This is a genomic window from Streptomyces sp. NPDC036822 (assembly GCF_055609145.1).
The window spans coordinates 115,095-132,194 of record NZ_JBVJPY010000008.1 but is presented as its reverse complement, the minus strand read 5'-3'; the positions used below and the strand labels follow the sequence as shown (position 1 = coordinate 132,194).

Here is a 17,100-nt window from a genome sequence, read left to right as displayed (position 1 = left end):
GCTTCACACCCCGAACTGCAGCTGCAGCAGACTCCTGTCGAGACGGAGCGTCCGTCCGTCCGGCAGGGTCTGCAGGACCTGAACTCCGTCGTAGTTGAGGACCTGCCGCAGCACCGCGGCGAAGCCGTCCGCGCGGGTGGCCGGGTAGTCGACGCGCTGCGCCACAGCCGTCACGGGCAGGGTGCCTCCGGCCTCCAGGAGTGCCCGGATCGCCTTCTCCAGCTTGTCCAGGGGCGGCCTGCGGGCCAGTAGCCCGACCTGGTCCTGGAACGCCTCGGACGCGAGCAGTGCCGTGAGCAGCGTATCGTCCGGCGCGACCAGAACCGGTGTGACCAGGGCGCCCTCGTGTTCGGCCGCCGGAACCAGAGCGACATCGAAGAGGGAGTCGTGCGTGTGGGCCAGTTCGGCCTGCGCCTTCGTCGGTTTGTGCCGGTTCTGCTTCTCCGGACGGGCAACAGTCGATGCCGCGCCCGGAACGGCGTTCTGGAGGGGCGTGTGCCCGTCGAGCAACCACCATGCCGGACGCTGATCACCCAGCTCTCGCCAGCCGCCGGGCGGAGTGGCGCCGAAGGGCAGGAAAGCGAGTACGGGGATGGTGAACTCACGCAGGGCCGCGCCGCCGTGGTAGCCGGCCTTGAGCGAGGTGTAGCGGGAGTCGGCGTCCCAGAGGGCGACGATCGAGCCGCCCGGCTCGGGCCAGACCACGCGGGGGCCCGACAGGGCGACCTCCGTGGCTTCCAGGGGGCCGCCGGGGGAGCGGTGGCGGGCGGATTCCGGGGCACCGGCATCCACCTTGACCCCGCGCCGGTCCACGACGTGGCCATGGTCGCTGGTGAGGATCACCGCCATGCCCTGAGCCGCGGCGACCCGCAGCAGATCGCGCAGCCGCCCTATCTCGTCGAGGTGCCAGGCCCCGTCACCGAGCTTCTGCTCCTTCGCGAGCCGGTCGTCGATGGTGTTCAGTACGACCGCGACGTGCGTGCGCCCGTCAGCGAGGGCCTCCGTGAGTGCCGGACCGAACGTGTCCCCTGAGCCGTCGGCGCGCAGATCGTCCTTGTGGAAGACCGCCGCCGGCTCCCCGCCCCAGAAGGCGTGGGCGGGGAACAGCTTCTTCTCCTCCGCCTGTGTGCCCTTCAGCAGTCGGCCCGCGAACAGGGACGTCCGGCAGACGGCCGTCAGCGTGGGCAGAGCCGCGGCCATCGCGCGACGGCGGGGTGCACCTTCGTCCAGCGGATCGAACTCGGCCCATGAGGCCCGCAGTTCCTCTCCAAGCTCACTGGCGATCGCGGCGCTCATCCCGTCCAGGACCAGCAGGAGCACGCGGCGGTCGGCCCCGCCCCGTACGACCGGCTTCACCACGCGGTCGAGGAAGGTCTCCACGGTCAGCATCGTGCCGGGTCGGGTACCGGCAGCGGTCCATCCGGCCAAGGCGCGAGCGAAGTCACCGTCGATCTCGTGGCGCTTGCGGCGCACCTGACGGCCGAGCGTGTCGTACGCCGATTTCAGGACGGGGTCCGGGTCGCCGCCCGCCTCGATGTGCTCGAGCGCCCGGTCCACCCACCCCGTTTCGGTGATGTGGCGTTGCAGGGCATCGGCCACCGTGTCCGAGGTGACGGCCGGGTCACCGGCCAACCACTGGGCCAGCCGCCGACCCATCCGGGCCCGTTCCACCCGGGCCCGTGCCTCCGGCCCGTCGGCCTGCCTGTGCTCGCCCAGGGTGCGTACGGCGTCCGCGACGGCGTGGGGCTCCCCGGCGGCCAGAGCCCGGCCCACTGCTGCGAAACGTGCTTCGAGGCCCGCGGCCAGCAGCGCGCTGGCCTTGGCGGCATCCTCGGCGCCGAACTGGCGGACCAGCGCGGAGGCCCGGTCCAGGACGGTGTCACTGAGTCGGCGGGCCTCGCGCACCGCTTCCGCGTCGCCGCCGGCGCGGGACGCGGAGGTCAGCAGCGCGGCCACGTACTCCTCGGAGGCGATCCCGAACCGGGACACGACGAGGTCGAGCTCCTCACCCTTGGCGAGGGGCTGCTCGCCCAACCACCGTTCGGCTCGCCCGCGAGCCCGGTAGACGGCGGCGTCCGGCTCGCAGTGGACCCACAGCGCGGCGCAGACGAGCCCGAAGGCCACCGCGTCGGGGCCGTGTTCGGCCTCGACCAGCGCGAGGAGTGCCCGTCCGGCGTGACCCGCCTGGTCCTCCTCGCCGAGGAACGCGGACAGCCCCTCCCGCTCCGGACGGCGGAGCTTCAGCAGGAGTTCGGGCCCGCCGGCGGTCAGGGACCAGCCGAACAGCGTCTGCGGGTCCAGGGTGTCGCCGGCCGGGGCCCGGCCCGAGGACTCCGCCTCGCTGTCGTACCGGCCCAGCCGCAACCTGCGCAGGGCCAGGGAGGTGAGGGCGGTGCGCCGGGAGAGTATGCCGCCGGCGACGGGCGGCCAGCCGCCCTTCGGCGGGGTGGCGTCCAACAGTGCCTCAGCGGCCCAGTTGGAATCCTTGAGCCGGGGATCGACCTGCTGGGCGCGGAACGCGTCGCGGACCACGTCCCAGCTGTCGACGGTGTCGACGCGCTTCTTGTGTGCGCGCGCCAGGATGGCGGGATCCAGCTCGTTCTGCTCGCGGTCGGTCAGGACGACGAGTACGGCCGGCCCGGGCAATGTGCCGTCGAGATGGTTCAGCAGCAGCTCGTGCACGGCCAGTGGCGACGGCGCAGCTGCGATGCGAGCCGTCAGCCCGTCCCCCCAGGAAGGCTCGGCCGGACCCTCCCACTGCGGCGCCGAGCGCAACAGCACGGCACGGCGCCGGTCGTTGCCGCTCAGGGACGCGGTGAGGGAGCTCTGGGACGACAGGTACTGGGTGACGGTCGCGAGGTTCAGGCGCACGGCGACGGCGGGGGAGGCGACGCTCATCGGCCGACCACCCGCCACGTGATCTCCACGGTGACGCCGGGCTCGGCAGCGGCCAGCTCGGCCAGCTCCGCCTGGAGCTCGGCCACCGCGTGCGAGGCCGTCGTCGTACGCGCCCCGCTCGTGCGGTGCTTCCGGGCAGGGGTGGACGGCTCCGTCGGAGACCCTTCGTAGGGAATCCGCGGATCGCTGGTCTTCGTGTCCAGCGGAACATCGGCGGGGCCCTGAGGGCCGGGGCTCGGGGCCACCGGCGGCGGGGAGACCGCACGGTTCCGCTTGAGCAGAGCCAGCACCTCGCGCTGGGTGCGGACGAGGGCCTCCTCCAGCTTGTCCGTCCGCTGCTGGTCGCTGCGGGCGACATTGCGCAGGGAGTCGAGGAGCGCCTCGCCCTCGGGGCCTTCGGCCGAGGCCAGCTCCAGAGTGCTCCAGGAGGTCGCGGCGAGCGCTTCGGCCACCTTCCGCGCCTGCTTGACCGAGGTCCCGTACTGTTCGGCGGTCATCGCGCCGAGGTCGAAACGGGCGAGGGCCTCCACCGTCTTCTTCGCTCCGGCCGCTCCCTGGCCGGCCGTGCCGGTCAGGGCCTTGAGCAGCTCCACGGCCCGCCGGGCGAGTGCGAGGCGCCCGGTCTCGGCCGTCTGGTCGAGGTGCAGGAAACCGGCGTGCTCGTCCAGCCGCTCCGCCAGCTCGGCGGCGGCCTCCTGAACTCCGCGGGCCTGCTCGGTGATCTGCCGGGCAAACTGGTTGACGATGCGTCCGCGCAGCAGGGTGGGCGCCGACTGCCCGAAGACGGCCGCGAAGCGCTGCCTGGCGGACTCCCAGTCCTCGGGGGAGGGCAGCGGCTGGCTGCGCAGGGCGTCGCGGTCCTTGATCTGCGCCAGCTCGGGAGCCGGGTCGAGCGGCATGCCCTCGCGCACCCAGACCCGGTCGTCCATCTCGGCGAAGGCCGCCACGACGAGCCGCCCGAGGAAGTCCGGCAGCCCGCGCGCGGCCGGCTTGTCGGTCCAGTCGGTGAGCGTGATCAGGGTGAGGTCGCCGGTTGCGCCGTTCTCGCGGGCGAGCTGGCGGAAGTGGTCGGCCCAGTACGGGGACAGCTCGAAGTACGCCTCCTTCTGCTGCCCAAGGCGCAGCGGCCCCGCGATCCGCTTCATCAGCGCCCGGTCGCCGGCCGGAACCTCGGCGCGGCCGTCGCGTGCCTCTGCCGCGGCACGGACGTGCGTGAAGACCTTCTTGGCGTCGGCGGCCTTGACGACCGTGCCGGTCTGGTCGGGGTCGAAGTCCGGGTGGTCCGGGAACTGCGTCGCCAGCAGCTTGCCCGCGATGTGCCGGATGCCGTCGCGCAGCGACTGGCCGAAGGAGAGGGTGAGCCCGTCGACCTCGCGCAGCGATTCCAGGTGGTCGCCGAAGCCCAGCTCCACGTCCGTGGGCTTCTTCTCGGCGAGCCCGTACGCCTGCTTGAAGGCCGCCTTGACGGTCTTGAGCAGGGACTCGCGCTGGGTCTCCAGGAGCCCCTTGGCCCGGGCACGGTTGTCGGCGTTCAGGTGACCGGCGTACTGGCTGTCGAAGCGCTGGTCGTCGTCGAGGGCCTTGTCGATGACGACGAGGCGGCAGAAGTCCCCGTACCGCTGGCTGGAGAGGTGGGTGGGCAGCCAGGCGACGGTGCGCGACCGCTCGCCCTGCTGCTTCTCGCGCAGGCGCCGGATGCGGTTGGCGTCCTCGACGGGGCCGTACTCGCCGTCGTCGAAGGGGAGGTCGACGGCGATGCGCCAGCGACCGTCTTCGCGGGGCATCAGGTCGTGGTCGGGCAGCTCGTCCTCGTCCGCCATGTTTCCGAAGATGACCTCGACGGAGCGGTTCGTACCGCGCCAGACGAACTGCAGCTCTTCGACCAATTGGCCGTGGCTGACGTCGAGTTCCTCGGCGAGCAGGCGCTTGGCGAGGGCGAGGCGGTTGCCCGGGTTGTTGTTGACGTTGGCGTTCGCGATGACCGAGTCGACGTCGACGCCGGAGAGCTCCAGGCGGACGCCCGGGTTGGTGTCGGTGCCGGTCTCCTTGATCTCCGGGAAGCGGCCGGCCCAGTCGGCGACCTTGTTCTTCAGGATGCCGTACTCGCGGCCGGGGATCGGGGCGACGACCGAGCCGTAGTTGAGTGCGGACAGCCTGCGGATCGTCAGGTCGGCGAGGGCCGGCACGCTCGGCGCGAGGGCGGAGAGCAGGAGGGTGCCGATGATCCGGTTGTCACCGACGAAGGTCTTCACCCGGCCGCGCAGGGCCGCGTCGGTGATGCTGTCGGGGCGGTGGGTGTACTGCTCGATGTCCTCCTCCGACACGTTGTACGTGGCGAGGAGGAACGGGCGCAGCTTGGTCCGGTACAGCTTGTCCGCCGCCTCGAAGACGACCTTGAGGCTGTCGGTGAACGGCTTGTCGCCGCCCGCTGTGATCAGCGGATACAGGTCGCCGACCGGGATGAGGTCGCCCAGGCGCAGCTCGTGGCGGTGGTCGGCGAGGAGCTGGCCCATCAGCTTCATGCCGGTGCGGTTGCGCTGGAGCGCGGAGGAGACGTGGACGAGGGTGTCCATGAAGGCGGGGGAGAAGGGGTAGGTGAGCCGGAAGCTCTCCTCGTCGGCGCCGACGCCGTCGGCCCCGCGGTCGGAGCCGAGGAGGGTGTCCCACACCTCCTGGCGGACCTTGCGGGTCTTCTCGAACTCGGCCGTGATGAGCGCGGCTGCCTCGGTGTTCTTGGGCTGGAGGAGGCGGGCGTGTGCGACCTGGGGGAGGTTGCGGTCCTCCAGGGTGATCTTGTCGAACCGGCCGGAAGCCTGGTTGAGGGTGTCCTGGATGGAGGACTCGGCTGCCCCGGACAGTTCCTCGCCGACGAGCTCGCGCAGGTCGCGCTGGCGGGCGATGAAGGACACGATCGGGATGGCGCGGCGGGCGTCGGCGCCCTCCACGAAGTTGGTGATCTTGCCGGCCTCGCGGCCCACGAACTTCTGGTCGTGGATGAGGGTGGCCAGCCAGAGGATCAGCTCGTCGAGGAAGAGGATCAGGCCGTCGTACCCGAGGGACTTGGCGTGCTCGGCGATGACGGACAGGCCGGCGTCGAGCGAGATGAAGCCGTGCTCGTTCTCGTGCGCGTTCTGGGTGAAGCCGGGCAGGAGGTTCGTGCTGGCGTCCTGGACCAGGCGGGCGCGCAGCTCCACGGGGGTGGAGGGGGCGACGAGGTTGAGCGCGTACCCCGACTCGTGGATCTCCTCGGCGGCGAGCGCGGTGTCGAGGAGGGCGGAGGTCCAGGCGAAGGACTCGCCCCACTCGTCGTCCTCGTCCGCCTCCCCGCCGACGGAGCCGAGGCCCTTGATGACGGCCTCGTCGCCCATCCGCTCGCGCATGGCGTGGATGTCGGCGAAGAGGGAGTCGGTGCGGTAGACCCGGGGGGTCGGTGCCTCGGGGTGGAGCTTCTTGACATGACTCACGTACGTGCCGAGGACCCGCTGCTCCAGGGCCTTCGCGCCGAGCATGTGATACGGCACGAGCAGGAACTTCTTGCCGTCCGTGGTGAGCCACTCGTGCTTGGTCAGCACGGAGTCGAAGTCGGCGCGGCGGTGGGCGGCCGGGCTGCCGCTGAGCAGGGCGTGCAGCACGGCCATGAAGTGCGACTTACCGGAACCGAAGGAACCGTGGAGGTACGCGGCCTTGGAGGTGTGCCCGTCGAGGGAGGCCTTGATGAGGCCGAGGGCCTCGTCGAAGTTCTCCAGCAGCCGTTCCGTGACGACGTAGTCCTTGAGCGCGAGCTCGGCACCCTCGGGGGTGGTGGCCTCGGAGAGCTGAAGGACGAAGTCGGACGTGGAGATCGACTCCTTGATGTTGATCACATCGCGGAGGAGGGGCGGCTGCTGGGCCATTGCGCGTCTCGCTCACCTTCTGACGGCCGTCGCCGTCGATGTCCGTGCCGGTACCGGGACAAGTTCCTCGGGACATTGTCCGGCATCATCGCTGGTTACGGGGCTGATGGCCGGAAATCTCCCGTGGATCAGGATGGCATCGGGCCCTGACAACGACGGGCCGAGGGGGCGGGAGGCCGGCTCACCCGCTCGGACGGGGCTTGCGGCTGCGGGCGTTCACCTCCGCGAGGCGGGCGCGGAGGGCTTCGGGTGGGCTGAGGGGCTCGGTGTCTTCCGGGTCCGCGTCCCATTCCCGGCCGCCGGCGAGGGGGCGGAGCCGGAGGTACGGGCCGAGGTGGTCGGTGACGATGCCGAGGCGATTGTGGTGGGTGTCCCGGACGATCTCGCCGAGGGCGGGGCGGCCGGGGTGAGGTTCGGCCGTCACCGGGAGGCGCCCCTCGTGATCACTTCCGCGAGGGCGTGGGCCACGGGCGCGGAGCAGAGCCCGAGGTGGACGAGGGCGTAGCGGGACTCGTCGGCCCAGGGGGTACGGACGTCCATGGCGGGCAACTGGATGCCGGCCCGGGTGAGGGCGGTGGCGAGGGCGTCGCGGGCGTCCATGGCTTCCTTGATCTTGCGTTGGTTGGGGGTGCTGGGGCGGGAGGTGGGCATGGCGGACTCCTTCGGCTGGCCGTGCTCTGGTTTCCCGGACCGGAGGGTGTGAGGTGGATTACGGTGCGTAGCCCGGGCACTACGAGCATGGATCCCGCAGGAGGCTGGCGACACTGTGGACGGGGTCTGGTTCCTCGGCCCGCAGCGGTAGTTCCACACCTTCCACGGAGATCAGGGGAGGAGCCGCGATGCCGCCACGTCGAGTGGTGACGGGTCGGAGCCAGGAGCCGCGGCAGAGGTTCGCGGAGGAGCTGCGGCACCTGAGGGCGGGGAGCGGCGCGAGCCTGCGGCAGCTGGGGGAGCGGCTGGGGTGGGACTGGACGCTCTTCGGGAAGATGGAGAAGGGCGAGACCCTGGGCGGGCCCGAGGTGGTCCAGGCGCTGGACCAGCACTACGGGACGTCGGGGATGCTGCTCGTGTTGTGGGAGTTGGCGCGAGGGGACAAGACGCAGTTCAAGGAGCGGTACCGGCGGTACATGACGCTGGAGGCCGAGGCGGTGAGCCTGTGGCACTTTGCGGTGAGTGTGCTGCCGGGGTTGCTTCAGACGCGGGGGTACGCGACGGAGTTGCTGGCTGCGGGCGGGTTCACGGGGGATGCGCTGGCCCAGCAGGTAGAGGCGCGACTTGGGCGGCGGGAACTGCTGGAGGGGGAGGGAGCGCCGCCATTCCGGACGATCCTGTCGGAGGCGACGTTGCGTACGGCCCTTCGGGATGCGGAGGCTTGGAGGGAGCAGCTTGAGTACCTGGTTGAGGTGGCTGAGCTGCCGAACGTGACAGTTCAGGTGCTCCTGCAGAGCGCCGGGTTGCATGGTTTGTCGACGACCGACGTCTGGTTTCTGCGCCTGCCGGACGGGCGTACGGTGGCATACACCGAGCACGGCTATGGAGGCGAACTCATCGAGGAGAACGCCGCGGTGGAGCGCATGCAACGTGCGTACGATGCGACGCGTGACCTGGCGCTTTCTCCGGCCGAGTCGCGGAAATTCGTCCTGCGCATGTTGGAGGAAGTGCCGTGCGATCCATCGACCTGACCGCCGCGACCTGGCGCAAGAGCAGCTACAGCAATCAGGACGGCGGCGCGTGCGTCGAGGTCTGCGACGACTTCGCTGCCATCGTTCCCGTTCGGGACAGCAAGAATCTCCACGGCCCGGTGCTCGTGTTTCGGGCTGGGGGCTGGTCGGCCTTCGTCGCCGCCGTCAGGGACTGTCCACTGCCCCGCTGAGGAACGACCACAATTGGACGGCCTCCGAGAACCTTTGGGTTCTCGGAGGCCGTCGGCGTGATCAGTGGCTCTACTTCTTGGTGGTGCGTCGTCCTCGGGTGGCGGCGGCCGGGCGCCAGGCGCGCAGGTCGTCGTCGGTCAGGCCGTGCTCGCCTTGCACCATCTGCCGGTCGCCCCGGAAGAACGCGGCCGGTGAGGCGCCGAAGTTAGCGTCGAACTCGTTGTGCCACTGCTCAAGCCAGGGCTGGAGTTCCAGCAGCCCGGCAAGGAACGGGGTCAGTTCCTCGGAGGTCAGCGCCTCGTGAGAGGCGATGTACGCGTCGAGTGCGTACGCCTGCTCTCGGTGGTCCCAGCCAGCCCAGCCGTAGAGGTCGGGCGTGGGGGTGTTGGTCTGCCCGTACGAGATGAACCGCTCCTTGGGCACATCGAGCTTGCCGCGGGCCTTCCAGTAGGAGGCGCGCAGGAAGTCCGCCGAGGTGTACTTCGGCGGTACGGGGATCTTGTCCCGGATCTTCCGCTTGGCCGGCTCGTCCGGGGCGGCGTCCTCCTGCCGCTGGCGGTCCCAGACGTCTTCCCAGTCCTCGCGCTTCTTCAGCCCGGAGGGCTTGTAGCGCAGGGCGGGCAGGAACGGTACGTGCTCGTCGGTCATCAGCTCGGCGACGACGGCAGGCAGTTCCTTGCGGGGAGCGTAGATCTTGGCGACGGAGACGAAGTCCTCGTCGCGGGAGAGGGCGTCGGTGAGCCGGGAGAGGCTGACGAGGGTGGGCATGTCGTTCTCGTCGAACCAGTGGTCACGGTTCTCGATCCGGTCGAGTAGCCAGGAGCGGAGCGCCTTATCCTGAAGCGCGTCCCAGCCTTCGGTGGCCCACCGTCGCTTGTACTCGGGACGCTCGACCATGCCGATGGCGCGGCTCGACTCGATGGCGTCGATCCGCTTCTGGACGACGTCGCGGTATGGGGCTGGCCAGTGGACAGGAATCTCGGTGACGGGCGTGGACCCGTGCCGCTTGAACCACTCGTCGCTGGCCTCGCCAGCCGCCACTCGGCGGGCGAGCACGATTTCGAAGGCGCGTTCACCGAGGGCAAGTTCGGGGATGTCAATGGAGTCGGGATCTTCGGAGACGCGCAGGTCCACGGCGTGCAGGTGGTAGAGCGAGTAGACCTGCCAGTCCAGCTCCTCCTGGAGGGCGATCATGCGGGCGCGGATGGAGTTCCAGGTGTTGCGGGCTTCGCGGAGAGTGGCTGCGGTGGGTGTCTGCTTTGAGGTGACCATGGAGGGGGCCGCCGCGGAGAGCTGACTCACCAATAGCTCGAGAACTGGAGCAATGGTGGTGGGAAAAATGGTGGGGAGTGGAAGTCTTTCAACGTTGGCCCCGTTGAACTGATATCGATTCTCCCACTCTTGATCCTGAAATCCCCGCCCCATGCCGCTGCCGCCCTTATTGTAACAGACCATTTTAAGCCACAGGGCTGCGGTCGAGCTGTTAAGCACGCCGAAGACTCGCAAGTAGTCCTCTTCTGTCCCCTCGGCGAGTTTGATCGCAGGAGCGGTACGGTTGAAGAGCATTCCCCGTCGCTCCAGTGTGAAATGATTGTGTGTGGCGACATCGGCGAACGTGATTGCGAAGGGGGTGCGGAGTTTATTCGAATAATTCTCGAGGTGAGCGAACCAGGGGTGTCGCTCTGTGATCCTCTTGCCGAAAATGATGCGTCGTGATAGGAGTGTCCGCATGGGCCACAGGAAGTGGGAGACTAGCGGGTGTTCCTCGCTCAATGCGCCCTCATTCGCTGCATCTGCGTAAGGGTTGGCCACCATTACCGTGTCTTTAATGGTCAGCTCGCGCACGTTTTCGCCGATTACCAACTCGCGAAAACTTCCCTCAAGGCCGAGGCGTCTAACTGTTGCAGCATCGGGTACAAAGTAAGCGTCATCGGCTCCGCTGCTCGTGGTCCGTCCGATGCCGTCAGTGAGTTCGCCCAGCTTGCGCGAGCTTACCTGGCCGATTTGTTCCACCATCTCCAAGCCGCCATCGGCCAGGATCCACGGCTGCTTGTTGAAGTATCGACCACGCTCAAGGTCATCTACAGATACCCACCGGCTGACAGATCCGGGGCGGTCGATTTGGTCCACGATTGCATTCCATACCAGCCCCTCCTTGCCTGTCTCGGGTGCGGCAGGCTCGCCTTGGATGCTTCGCACCGTCCGGATAGTCTCCGAACGCCCACTCCCGCTACGGCGCTTGCCTACGAGGATTACGGTTGGTGTGCCGTGCCCAGGGATATATGCACCGGAGGTGTCGATGACCTCCGTTAGTTCCACGCGATCGCGGAAGTAGCCTTCGATCAGCCTAGACCCAAACTCTCGCTTCATGAACGAGTTTGCGGTAATCTGTCCGACCGTGCCGTATCCGTGCCCCTCAGAGTCGCCTCGCCGTGCCAGCTCGAAGAATCGTTGTGCGAACGGAACAGAAAGAGCGTAAGTTCCCGCACAGGCATCGTAGAGGTCGCGGTAGAGCTCGTTGAGATTCTTGTCCTTGACCGTGATGTACGGCGGGTTGCCGACCACCACGTGATACCGCCCCTGCTCCAGAATCCTCGTGTGCTCGTGCACATCCTCCGTGGCGTACGCGAACTCAACCAGCCGGTCCCCAGATTCCTCGCCAATAAGTTCCAGCTCCAGCTGCCGGTCCTTGATCAGTGAGTCACCCACAGCCAGATGCACGGGCCACTTGTACTTGTTGGCTTTCGCTAGAGTCCGGATGTTTCCGGCAGCCATTGCCGCCATCAGCAACCGGAACCGCGCGATAGCCACCGCGAACGGGTTCAGGTCGACGCCATGCACCGAATCCAGCGCGGCGGCCACCCGCTCGTGAAGATCCTTGCCCGGCTGACCCTCGCCCCACAGCCGCACAAGCCGTCGGAATGCGCCCAGCACGAAGTGACCCGACCCGCACGTCGGGTCAATCATTTTCAGACCCTCGTAGCCGAACTCACGCACCGCTGGGTCCATGGTCCGGTCGAGGATGAACTCCTCTACAAACTCAGGTGTTTGGAGCAGTGCGTACGTCTTCTGCGCCGACACGCTCAGGTCCTGGTACAAGTCTCCCAGGAAGCGGGTGTCCCAGCCCTCCGTGCCGTCCTCGTTGAGCTTGTCCGTGAAGTCATGGACGAGCACACCGGCCTCGTCCCGCTCGCGCCAGAACGCGATCAGTTCCCGCGCCCCGTCGTGCGACAGCGGGATCTGGAACAGCGGGTTGTGCTTGCGGTCGAACAGGAGCCGGCCCGCCTGGCCCGCGCCCAGGTCCGCGAACGCGCGCTCCAGCCAGCCGCGGAAGGTCGGGTCCGAGTCCTTCGCCACGTACTCCTCGTACCGGGCCAGGGCCAGGTCGCGACGGTCCGCGTCCGGCGCCGTCAGGTAAGGCTCCGGGATCAGTTCGTTGTCCTCGCAGAAGCGGACGAAGACCGTGCCCAGGACCCAGGCCACCGCAACCTGGGTGATCCGCTCATCCAGCCAGGAGTTCCACGTCGCCGCCGTACGACCGAGCTTGCGGGCCTGGTCGTACTCGGCGCGCAGGCGGGTGCCCACCTCGGTGACGGCTTTGACCTGCTTGCCGAGGTCCGTCTCGACCGCTTTGACCTGCTGCTTCAGGTCGTTCAACAGGGCCTTGCGGTCGATCACTTGGTGTCTCCCTCGGTTCCGTCCGTCACTGCTGTCCTGCTCGTACTCGCGTCCTTGACCCACGAGTCCGGAAGTTCGATCCACTCACCCAGCCCCGCCTGGTATGCCACCGCGACCTGGCTCAGCTTGGGTTCCCTCGACGGGTCTCCCTGCGGGACCAGCAGCCACAGCCCGCGACCGCCCTGCCGGGCCGCCTCCGCCAGACGGTCCAGGACACCCATCGCGTCGTAGCGGGCGAAGACCGCGGCCTCCGTCAGGAGGACCGGGCCCGAGCCGGTGGCGCGGTCCAGCAGGCTGCGTACCTGCGGTTCCACCGCGCCCCACGCCGTCCGCGCGTACTCCGCGAACTTCACCGCGCCCCGCGAGCCCGCCTCCGCCACGTCCGCCTTCAGCAGCGTCTCCCACGTCGGCTTCGACCCCTCCGGAGCCAGCGCGTGCATCGCCTCCAGGAAGAGGGCCGTCACCGAGACGGCCTGGGCGGAGATGGGGGCCGCGCCCAACGCCCGTACCGCTTCCTCCGGTCGGTGGTGGTGCACGGTCAGGACCCGGTAGCCGTCGCGGCGGGCCGAAGCGGCCAGGCGTTCCTGCGCGCGGACCGCCCCCGCCAGGGCAGGGTCGTCCGCGTACCGCGTCACCGCACCCACATCCGTGGCCTGCCGCCAGGCGCCCGTGGTCAGGTAGCTGGACGCGCTGTCCATCCGGGTCGGGAGGTAGCGCAGGGTCTTGGTGTCCTCGCGCGTGGACAGGGTCAGGTCGAAGCCCGCGTCCCGCAGGGCCTTCGTCAGCGGGCCGGCCGTCGGGAGGTCGTGGGAGAAGCCGCCGCGGGGGTCGGGAAGGACCAGCTCGGGGAAGCGGGCGCGGACGCGCTCGTGGACGTCCTCGCCGGTCACTCCCGGCTGGCGGGCCTCGGGGACGCCGGGGATGAGCCGGACCAGACCGGCCTGGGTCAGCCGCAGGGCGCGTACCAGCGACAGGTCGCGCCGGTAGATCTCCAGGCGGGGCGTCGCCGCCGCGTTGAGGGAAGCGGCGGCCGCCAGCTCCACCAGGCGGCGTTCGTCCCACTCCACCGAGCCGGGCGGCGGGGTGAGGGAGCCGAGCTCGCTCAGTACCGTCGTCGCCGTCGGCAGGGTTTCGAGCTTGGCCAGGCGGTCGGCCGTCTTCCCCAGGCGGGTCGCGTAGTCGAGCAGGCCCGGCGCCGTCGGGGTGTCCGGGGCATCGTCCTCGCGGACATCGAGGGCGAGCAGGCCCGCGCCCAGGGCCTCCTCGGTGGCCTTGCGGTTGGGTTGGTGCTGGAACTCGGCTTCCTCGGGCTCCAGTTGCTCCACCTCCACCACGGCCCGTACGGCGGCCAGCGCCAGCGCGCGTCGCTGCTCGCGCTCGGACAGCTGCGTACCGCGCCGCACGGCGAGGGCGTCGGCGATCTCGGCGGCGGAGGCGACCCGTCCCAGGTCGGAGAGGAGATCCATGATCTCGGCGCGGAGGGCCTGCACCGCCGGGTGCTTCTTCCAGCGCTTGCGCTCCTCCTTCAGGAGCTGCGGGATCCGGCCGGCCGACAGGCCGAGCGCGTCCGCGACGTCCTTCTGCTTGGGCCAGACCCCGATGTCGGGGAGCTCGCCCTGCGCGTCGGGAAGACGCAGGAGCAGGCGTACCGTCTCGACCTTGTTGTGGTTCGAGCGGTTGTTGTTGAGCTCCGGTACGAAGATCGTGGCCAGCGTGTCCAGGCTGACCGCGCGCAGCGCGGAGCCGGTGAGGCCCCCGGCGGAGTCTCTGCTGGCCAGGGTGCCGAGCAGCGCCGACTCGGTGGCGGACAGCTGGGCCAGTTCCTCCTTGGCCTCGGCCCGGCCCCTCGGGGTGAGCGGCGAGATCGGGGTCTCGCGTAGCCGGTCGCCCCACTCGCGCTGGCGACGCTGGACCTCGCTGCGGGTCTTCGCGCCGAGGCCGGGTGCGTTGAGGAGCTTGCGGCGGCTGTAGTCGAGGAGCTCCCCGACCGTCGTGACGCCCAGCCCGTACAGGAACGCCTCGGCGGCAGGGGTGAGGCCGGCGGCCGACAGGTGGGTGTCGCGGGTGACCTCCGCCGCGAGCTGCTCGCGCTGCTGCTCCGCGGTGAGCGGCTCGGCGTCCGCGATGGTGGCCTGGCCGGCGTCGACGGACGGAGTCTCGGAGGGCTCCGGGTGCCGGGAGCGGTGGCTGGACGGGACGGTCTGCGTGGCGTCCAGGAAGATCTTCTTCCAGGCGTCCCGCATCGGCTTCAGTTCGGGGAAGCGCTGGGCGGCGTCCCGGTGCAGGGCCTTTTCGAAGAAGGCGACCAGGCCGTCGCGCACCCCGGGTTCGAAGGCGTCCTTCGCGATGGTGGGGTGCGGGTGCTTCTTCGGGTCGGTCATCCGGGGCAGTACCGAGCCGTCGCCCCACTTGGGCAGCTCGCCCGAGGCCATCTGGTGCAGTGTGACCGCGACCGCGTACCGCTCGGCGTGCGAGTCGTAGGCGGTCCGGGTCAGCGTCCCGATGAACGGGTCGAGGTAGCCCTCGGTGCCGGCCTCGTAGTCCTTCGCCGGGTATCCGGCCAGGGAGAAGTCGATGAGGACGAGCTCGCGGGTGCGGTTCGGGCGGATGCGGATGGCGATGTTGTCCGGCTTGATGTCGCGGTGCCAGACGCTCTCGCCCTCCAGGAAGTCGACCGCGCCGAAGAGGTAGTCGCCGTACGCCTCCAGCTGGTCGATCTGGAGCCGGCCGCTCTCGCGCAGCTGGCGGGCGACCGTCTCCTCGCGGCGGCGGGTACGGGGGGTTCCGGATTCCTCGCCCTCGCCGGTCTCCTCCCGCTCGTCGCCCACGTACTCCAGGACGAGGACCGTGCGGTCGGCGATCTTCAGCGGCTCCGGCTCCACGAGCCGGATGACGCGGGAGTCGGCGCGCAGGCGCCCCATGACCGCGGCCTCGTGGGCGAGGATCTCGCCCCGGCTGTCGGAGAGCGCCACCTTGAGGACGGCGAGCGGGCGCGTCTTGCGCGCCACGTGGTCCTGGTCGTACACGAGGTAGGCGCGGCTGGTCGAGCCGGTGCCCAGGCGGCGGCGGACCTGCCAGCGGCCGCCCAGTACGTCGCCGGCGACGGCTTCGAGCGGGTCCTTCTCGGGGGCTTCCGGGACCGGGGGCGCGGCGGGGGTCGTGAGGGAGTCCTCGACCAGTTCCAGCAGCTCGAGGAACTCGTCGATGCTGGAGAGGCGCTGGCCGGGCCGGTAGGCGGTGGCCGCCTGGACCAGGTCGTCGATGTCCTCGGAGAGGCCGTCCACCAGCGAGCTGGGACGCAGGCCCTCGCCGGCTTCGAGGCGCGTGAGCAGCTCCGCCTGGCTCGCGGCCGGTGCCTTGCCCGTCACGAGGAGGTAGGTGAGGACGCCGAGGCCGTAGACGTCGAGGTACACCGGGTCGGCGTTGAGCGCGGTCAGCTCGGGCGCAAGGTAGGGGTCGGAGCCCTCCGCCAGGTGCATCGCGGACAGCGCGGTCGGAGCGAACCGGGTCATCCCCTCCCCGGAGCCGCCCGTGCCGCTGCGCTGGGTGGCGATCTGCCAGTCGGAGATCTGCAGGTGCGGGGAGAGCCAGGCCGCGTCCTCGCCGACGGCCTGACCCTCGCGGCCCCGGTTGCGTGGCAGCACGTGGACGGAGCGGGCGGCCAGCGCCCGGTGGTGGATGCGGCTGGAGTGCGCGGACCGCATCGTCTCGGCGAGCTGCCGGACGAGCGCCATGCGGCCGAGGATGTCGAGCTTCTCGCCGTACTGGAGGAGGTACTCGTCCAGACGCAGGGTGTGCGGGTGGTAGTCGAAGATCAGGGCGGGGCCGGAGGAGTGCCCGGACGGGTCGTACTGCTTCAGCTGGACGACGCCGGGGTGCCGGAAGCGGCGCAGGACCGCGGCCTCGCGCCGGGCGGGCGTTCTCCACGGACTGCCGGATCGAGGTGTCCGAACCGCGTTCGCGCAGGTAGATGCGGACGCGGGCGACCTCGGGCAGCTCGGTGTGCTCGGCGAGGTAGTCGGCCCACGTCTCGCCGGAGTCGAAGGCCTTCCGCTTCAGCTCGTACGGGCCGACCTTGTACTTGGCATCGCTGGGGCGGACGCCGACCCGCTCCAGGGCGGCCTTGATCTCGCGGGAGTCGACGGCGGTGATGCGTCGGCGCTCGTCACGCGGGGGCTGCTGCAGCATCGCGACCAGTTCGGAGACGGTGTAGACGCCGTTCTCGTCATGGGCGGGCAGTCGGATGCGCAGGCCGTCGTCCGTGAAGCAGACGGCTTCTGCGACCCAGACGCGCTTGCCGTTCTGGCCGAGCAGTCCGGCGAGCTCCTTGGCCTTCTTGTTGACGAGGTGCAGCGGGTTGCCGTGCAGGACGCGGCGACCGTTCGGTGCGGTCTGGACCCAGGTGCCGTTCTCGCTGGTCACGGAGCCGTGCCAGTTCTTCAGCTCGATCATGCAGACGCCGCCGGGGGCGATGACGAGGAGATCGATCTCGCGGACGTGCCCGGTGTTCGCGGTGAAGGTGAAGTTCGACCAGGCCCGCCAGGGATCCGAGTCCGGCAGCTTCTCGCGGATGGCTTCCAGGCCGCGGTGCTCGTGCTCGTACTCGGACTCGGTGACCGTGGTCCACCGGCCTTCCCGCATGTGCCGCCCCCGCTTCGTCGCTGCGTGCTGAAGAGCTGATTGGCTCGGCCATCCGGCGGTAGACAAAGCTCTCGGGAGATCCTAACGGTGGGCCTTGACATCCGGGGCACCTGCGA

7 protein-coding genes and 1 pseudogene are annotated in these 17,100 nt (G+C 69.6%); 2 read left to right on the top strand and 6 right to left on the bottom strand.

The window, feature by feature from the left end; all coding sequences use genetic code 11:
• Positions 1 to 3: 3 nt before the first annotated feature.
• The 4 genes from pglZ to ACZ68P_RS20195 form a co-directional block, all read right to left on the bottom strand.
• A complete protein-coding gene (pglZ, locus tag ACZ68P_RS20210) occupies positions 4 to 2,898 on the bottom strand; it encodes a BREX-2 system phosphatase PglZ (RefSeq protein WP_471007933.1) in 2,895 nt (964 codons plus the stop codon).
• Positions 2,895 to 6,791: a BREX-2 system ATPase PglY gene (gene pglY, locus ACZ68P_RS20205; protein WP_471007931.1), complete on the bottom strand. Its 3,897-nt coding sequence runs from the start codon at positions 6,789 to 6,791 to the stop codon at positions 2,895 to 2,897. Before pglY ends, pglZ begins: the two co-directional genes overlap by 4 nt.
• 181 nt (positions 6,792 to 6,972) lie before the next feature.
• On the bottom strand, positions 6,973 to 7,215 hold the full coding sequence (locus ACZ68P_RS20200) for a hypothetical protein (protein WP_471007929.1): 243 nt from the start codon (positions 7,213 to 7,215) through the stop codon (positions 6,973 to 6,975).
• Complete coding sequence (locus tag ACZ68P_RS20195) at positions 7,212 to 7,442, bottom strand: hypothetical protein (RefSeq protein ID WP_386561709.1); 231 nt, start codon at positions 7,440 to 7,442, stop codon at positions 7,212 to 7,214. The genes ACZ68P_RS20200 and ACZ68P_RS20195 overlap by 4 nt, the downstream gene beginning before the upstream one ends.
• A 188-nt stretch (positions 7,443 to 7,630) precedes the next feature.
• On the opposite strand from ACZ68P_RS20195, the gene ACZ68P_RS20190 reads away from it, so the two are divergent.
• Together ACZ68P_RS20190 and ACZ68P_RS20185 are read left to right on the top strand one after the other, a co-directional pair.
• On the top strand, positions 7,631 to 8,473 hold the full coding sequence (locus tag ACZ68P_RS20190; protein WP_471007927.1) for a helix-turn-helix domain-containing protein: 843 nt from the start codon (positions 7,631 to 7,633) through the stop codon (positions 8,471 to 8,473).
• Complete coding sequence (locus ACZ68P_RS20185) at positions 8,455 to 8,664, top strand: DUF397 domain-containing protein (RefSeq protein WP_471007924.1); 210 nt, start codon at positions 8,455 to 8,457, stop codon at positions 8,662 to 8,664. Before ACZ68P_RS20190 ends, ACZ68P_RS20185 begins: the two co-directional genes overlap by 19 nt.
• A 70-nt stretch (positions 8,665 to 8,734) precedes the next feature.
• On the opposite strand, the gene pglX is transcribed toward ACZ68P_RS20185, so the two are convergent.
• Positions 8,735 to 12,343 carry a BREX-2 system adenine-specific DNA-methyltransferase PglX gene (gene pglX / locus ACZ68P_RS20180; protein WP_471007921.1) on the bottom strand — a complete coding sequence of 1,203 codons (3,609 nt, stop codon included), beginning with the start codon at positions 12,341 to 12,343 and terminating at the stop codon, positions 8,735 to 8,737.
• A pseudogene (gene pglW / locus ACZ68P_RS20175) lies at positions 12,340 to 16,984 on the bottom strand (BREX system serine/threonine kinase PglW). The gene pglX and the pseudogene pglW overlap by 4 nt, the downstream one beginning before the upstream one ends.
• Between the last annotated feature and the right edge of the window lie 116 nt (positions 16,985 to 17,100).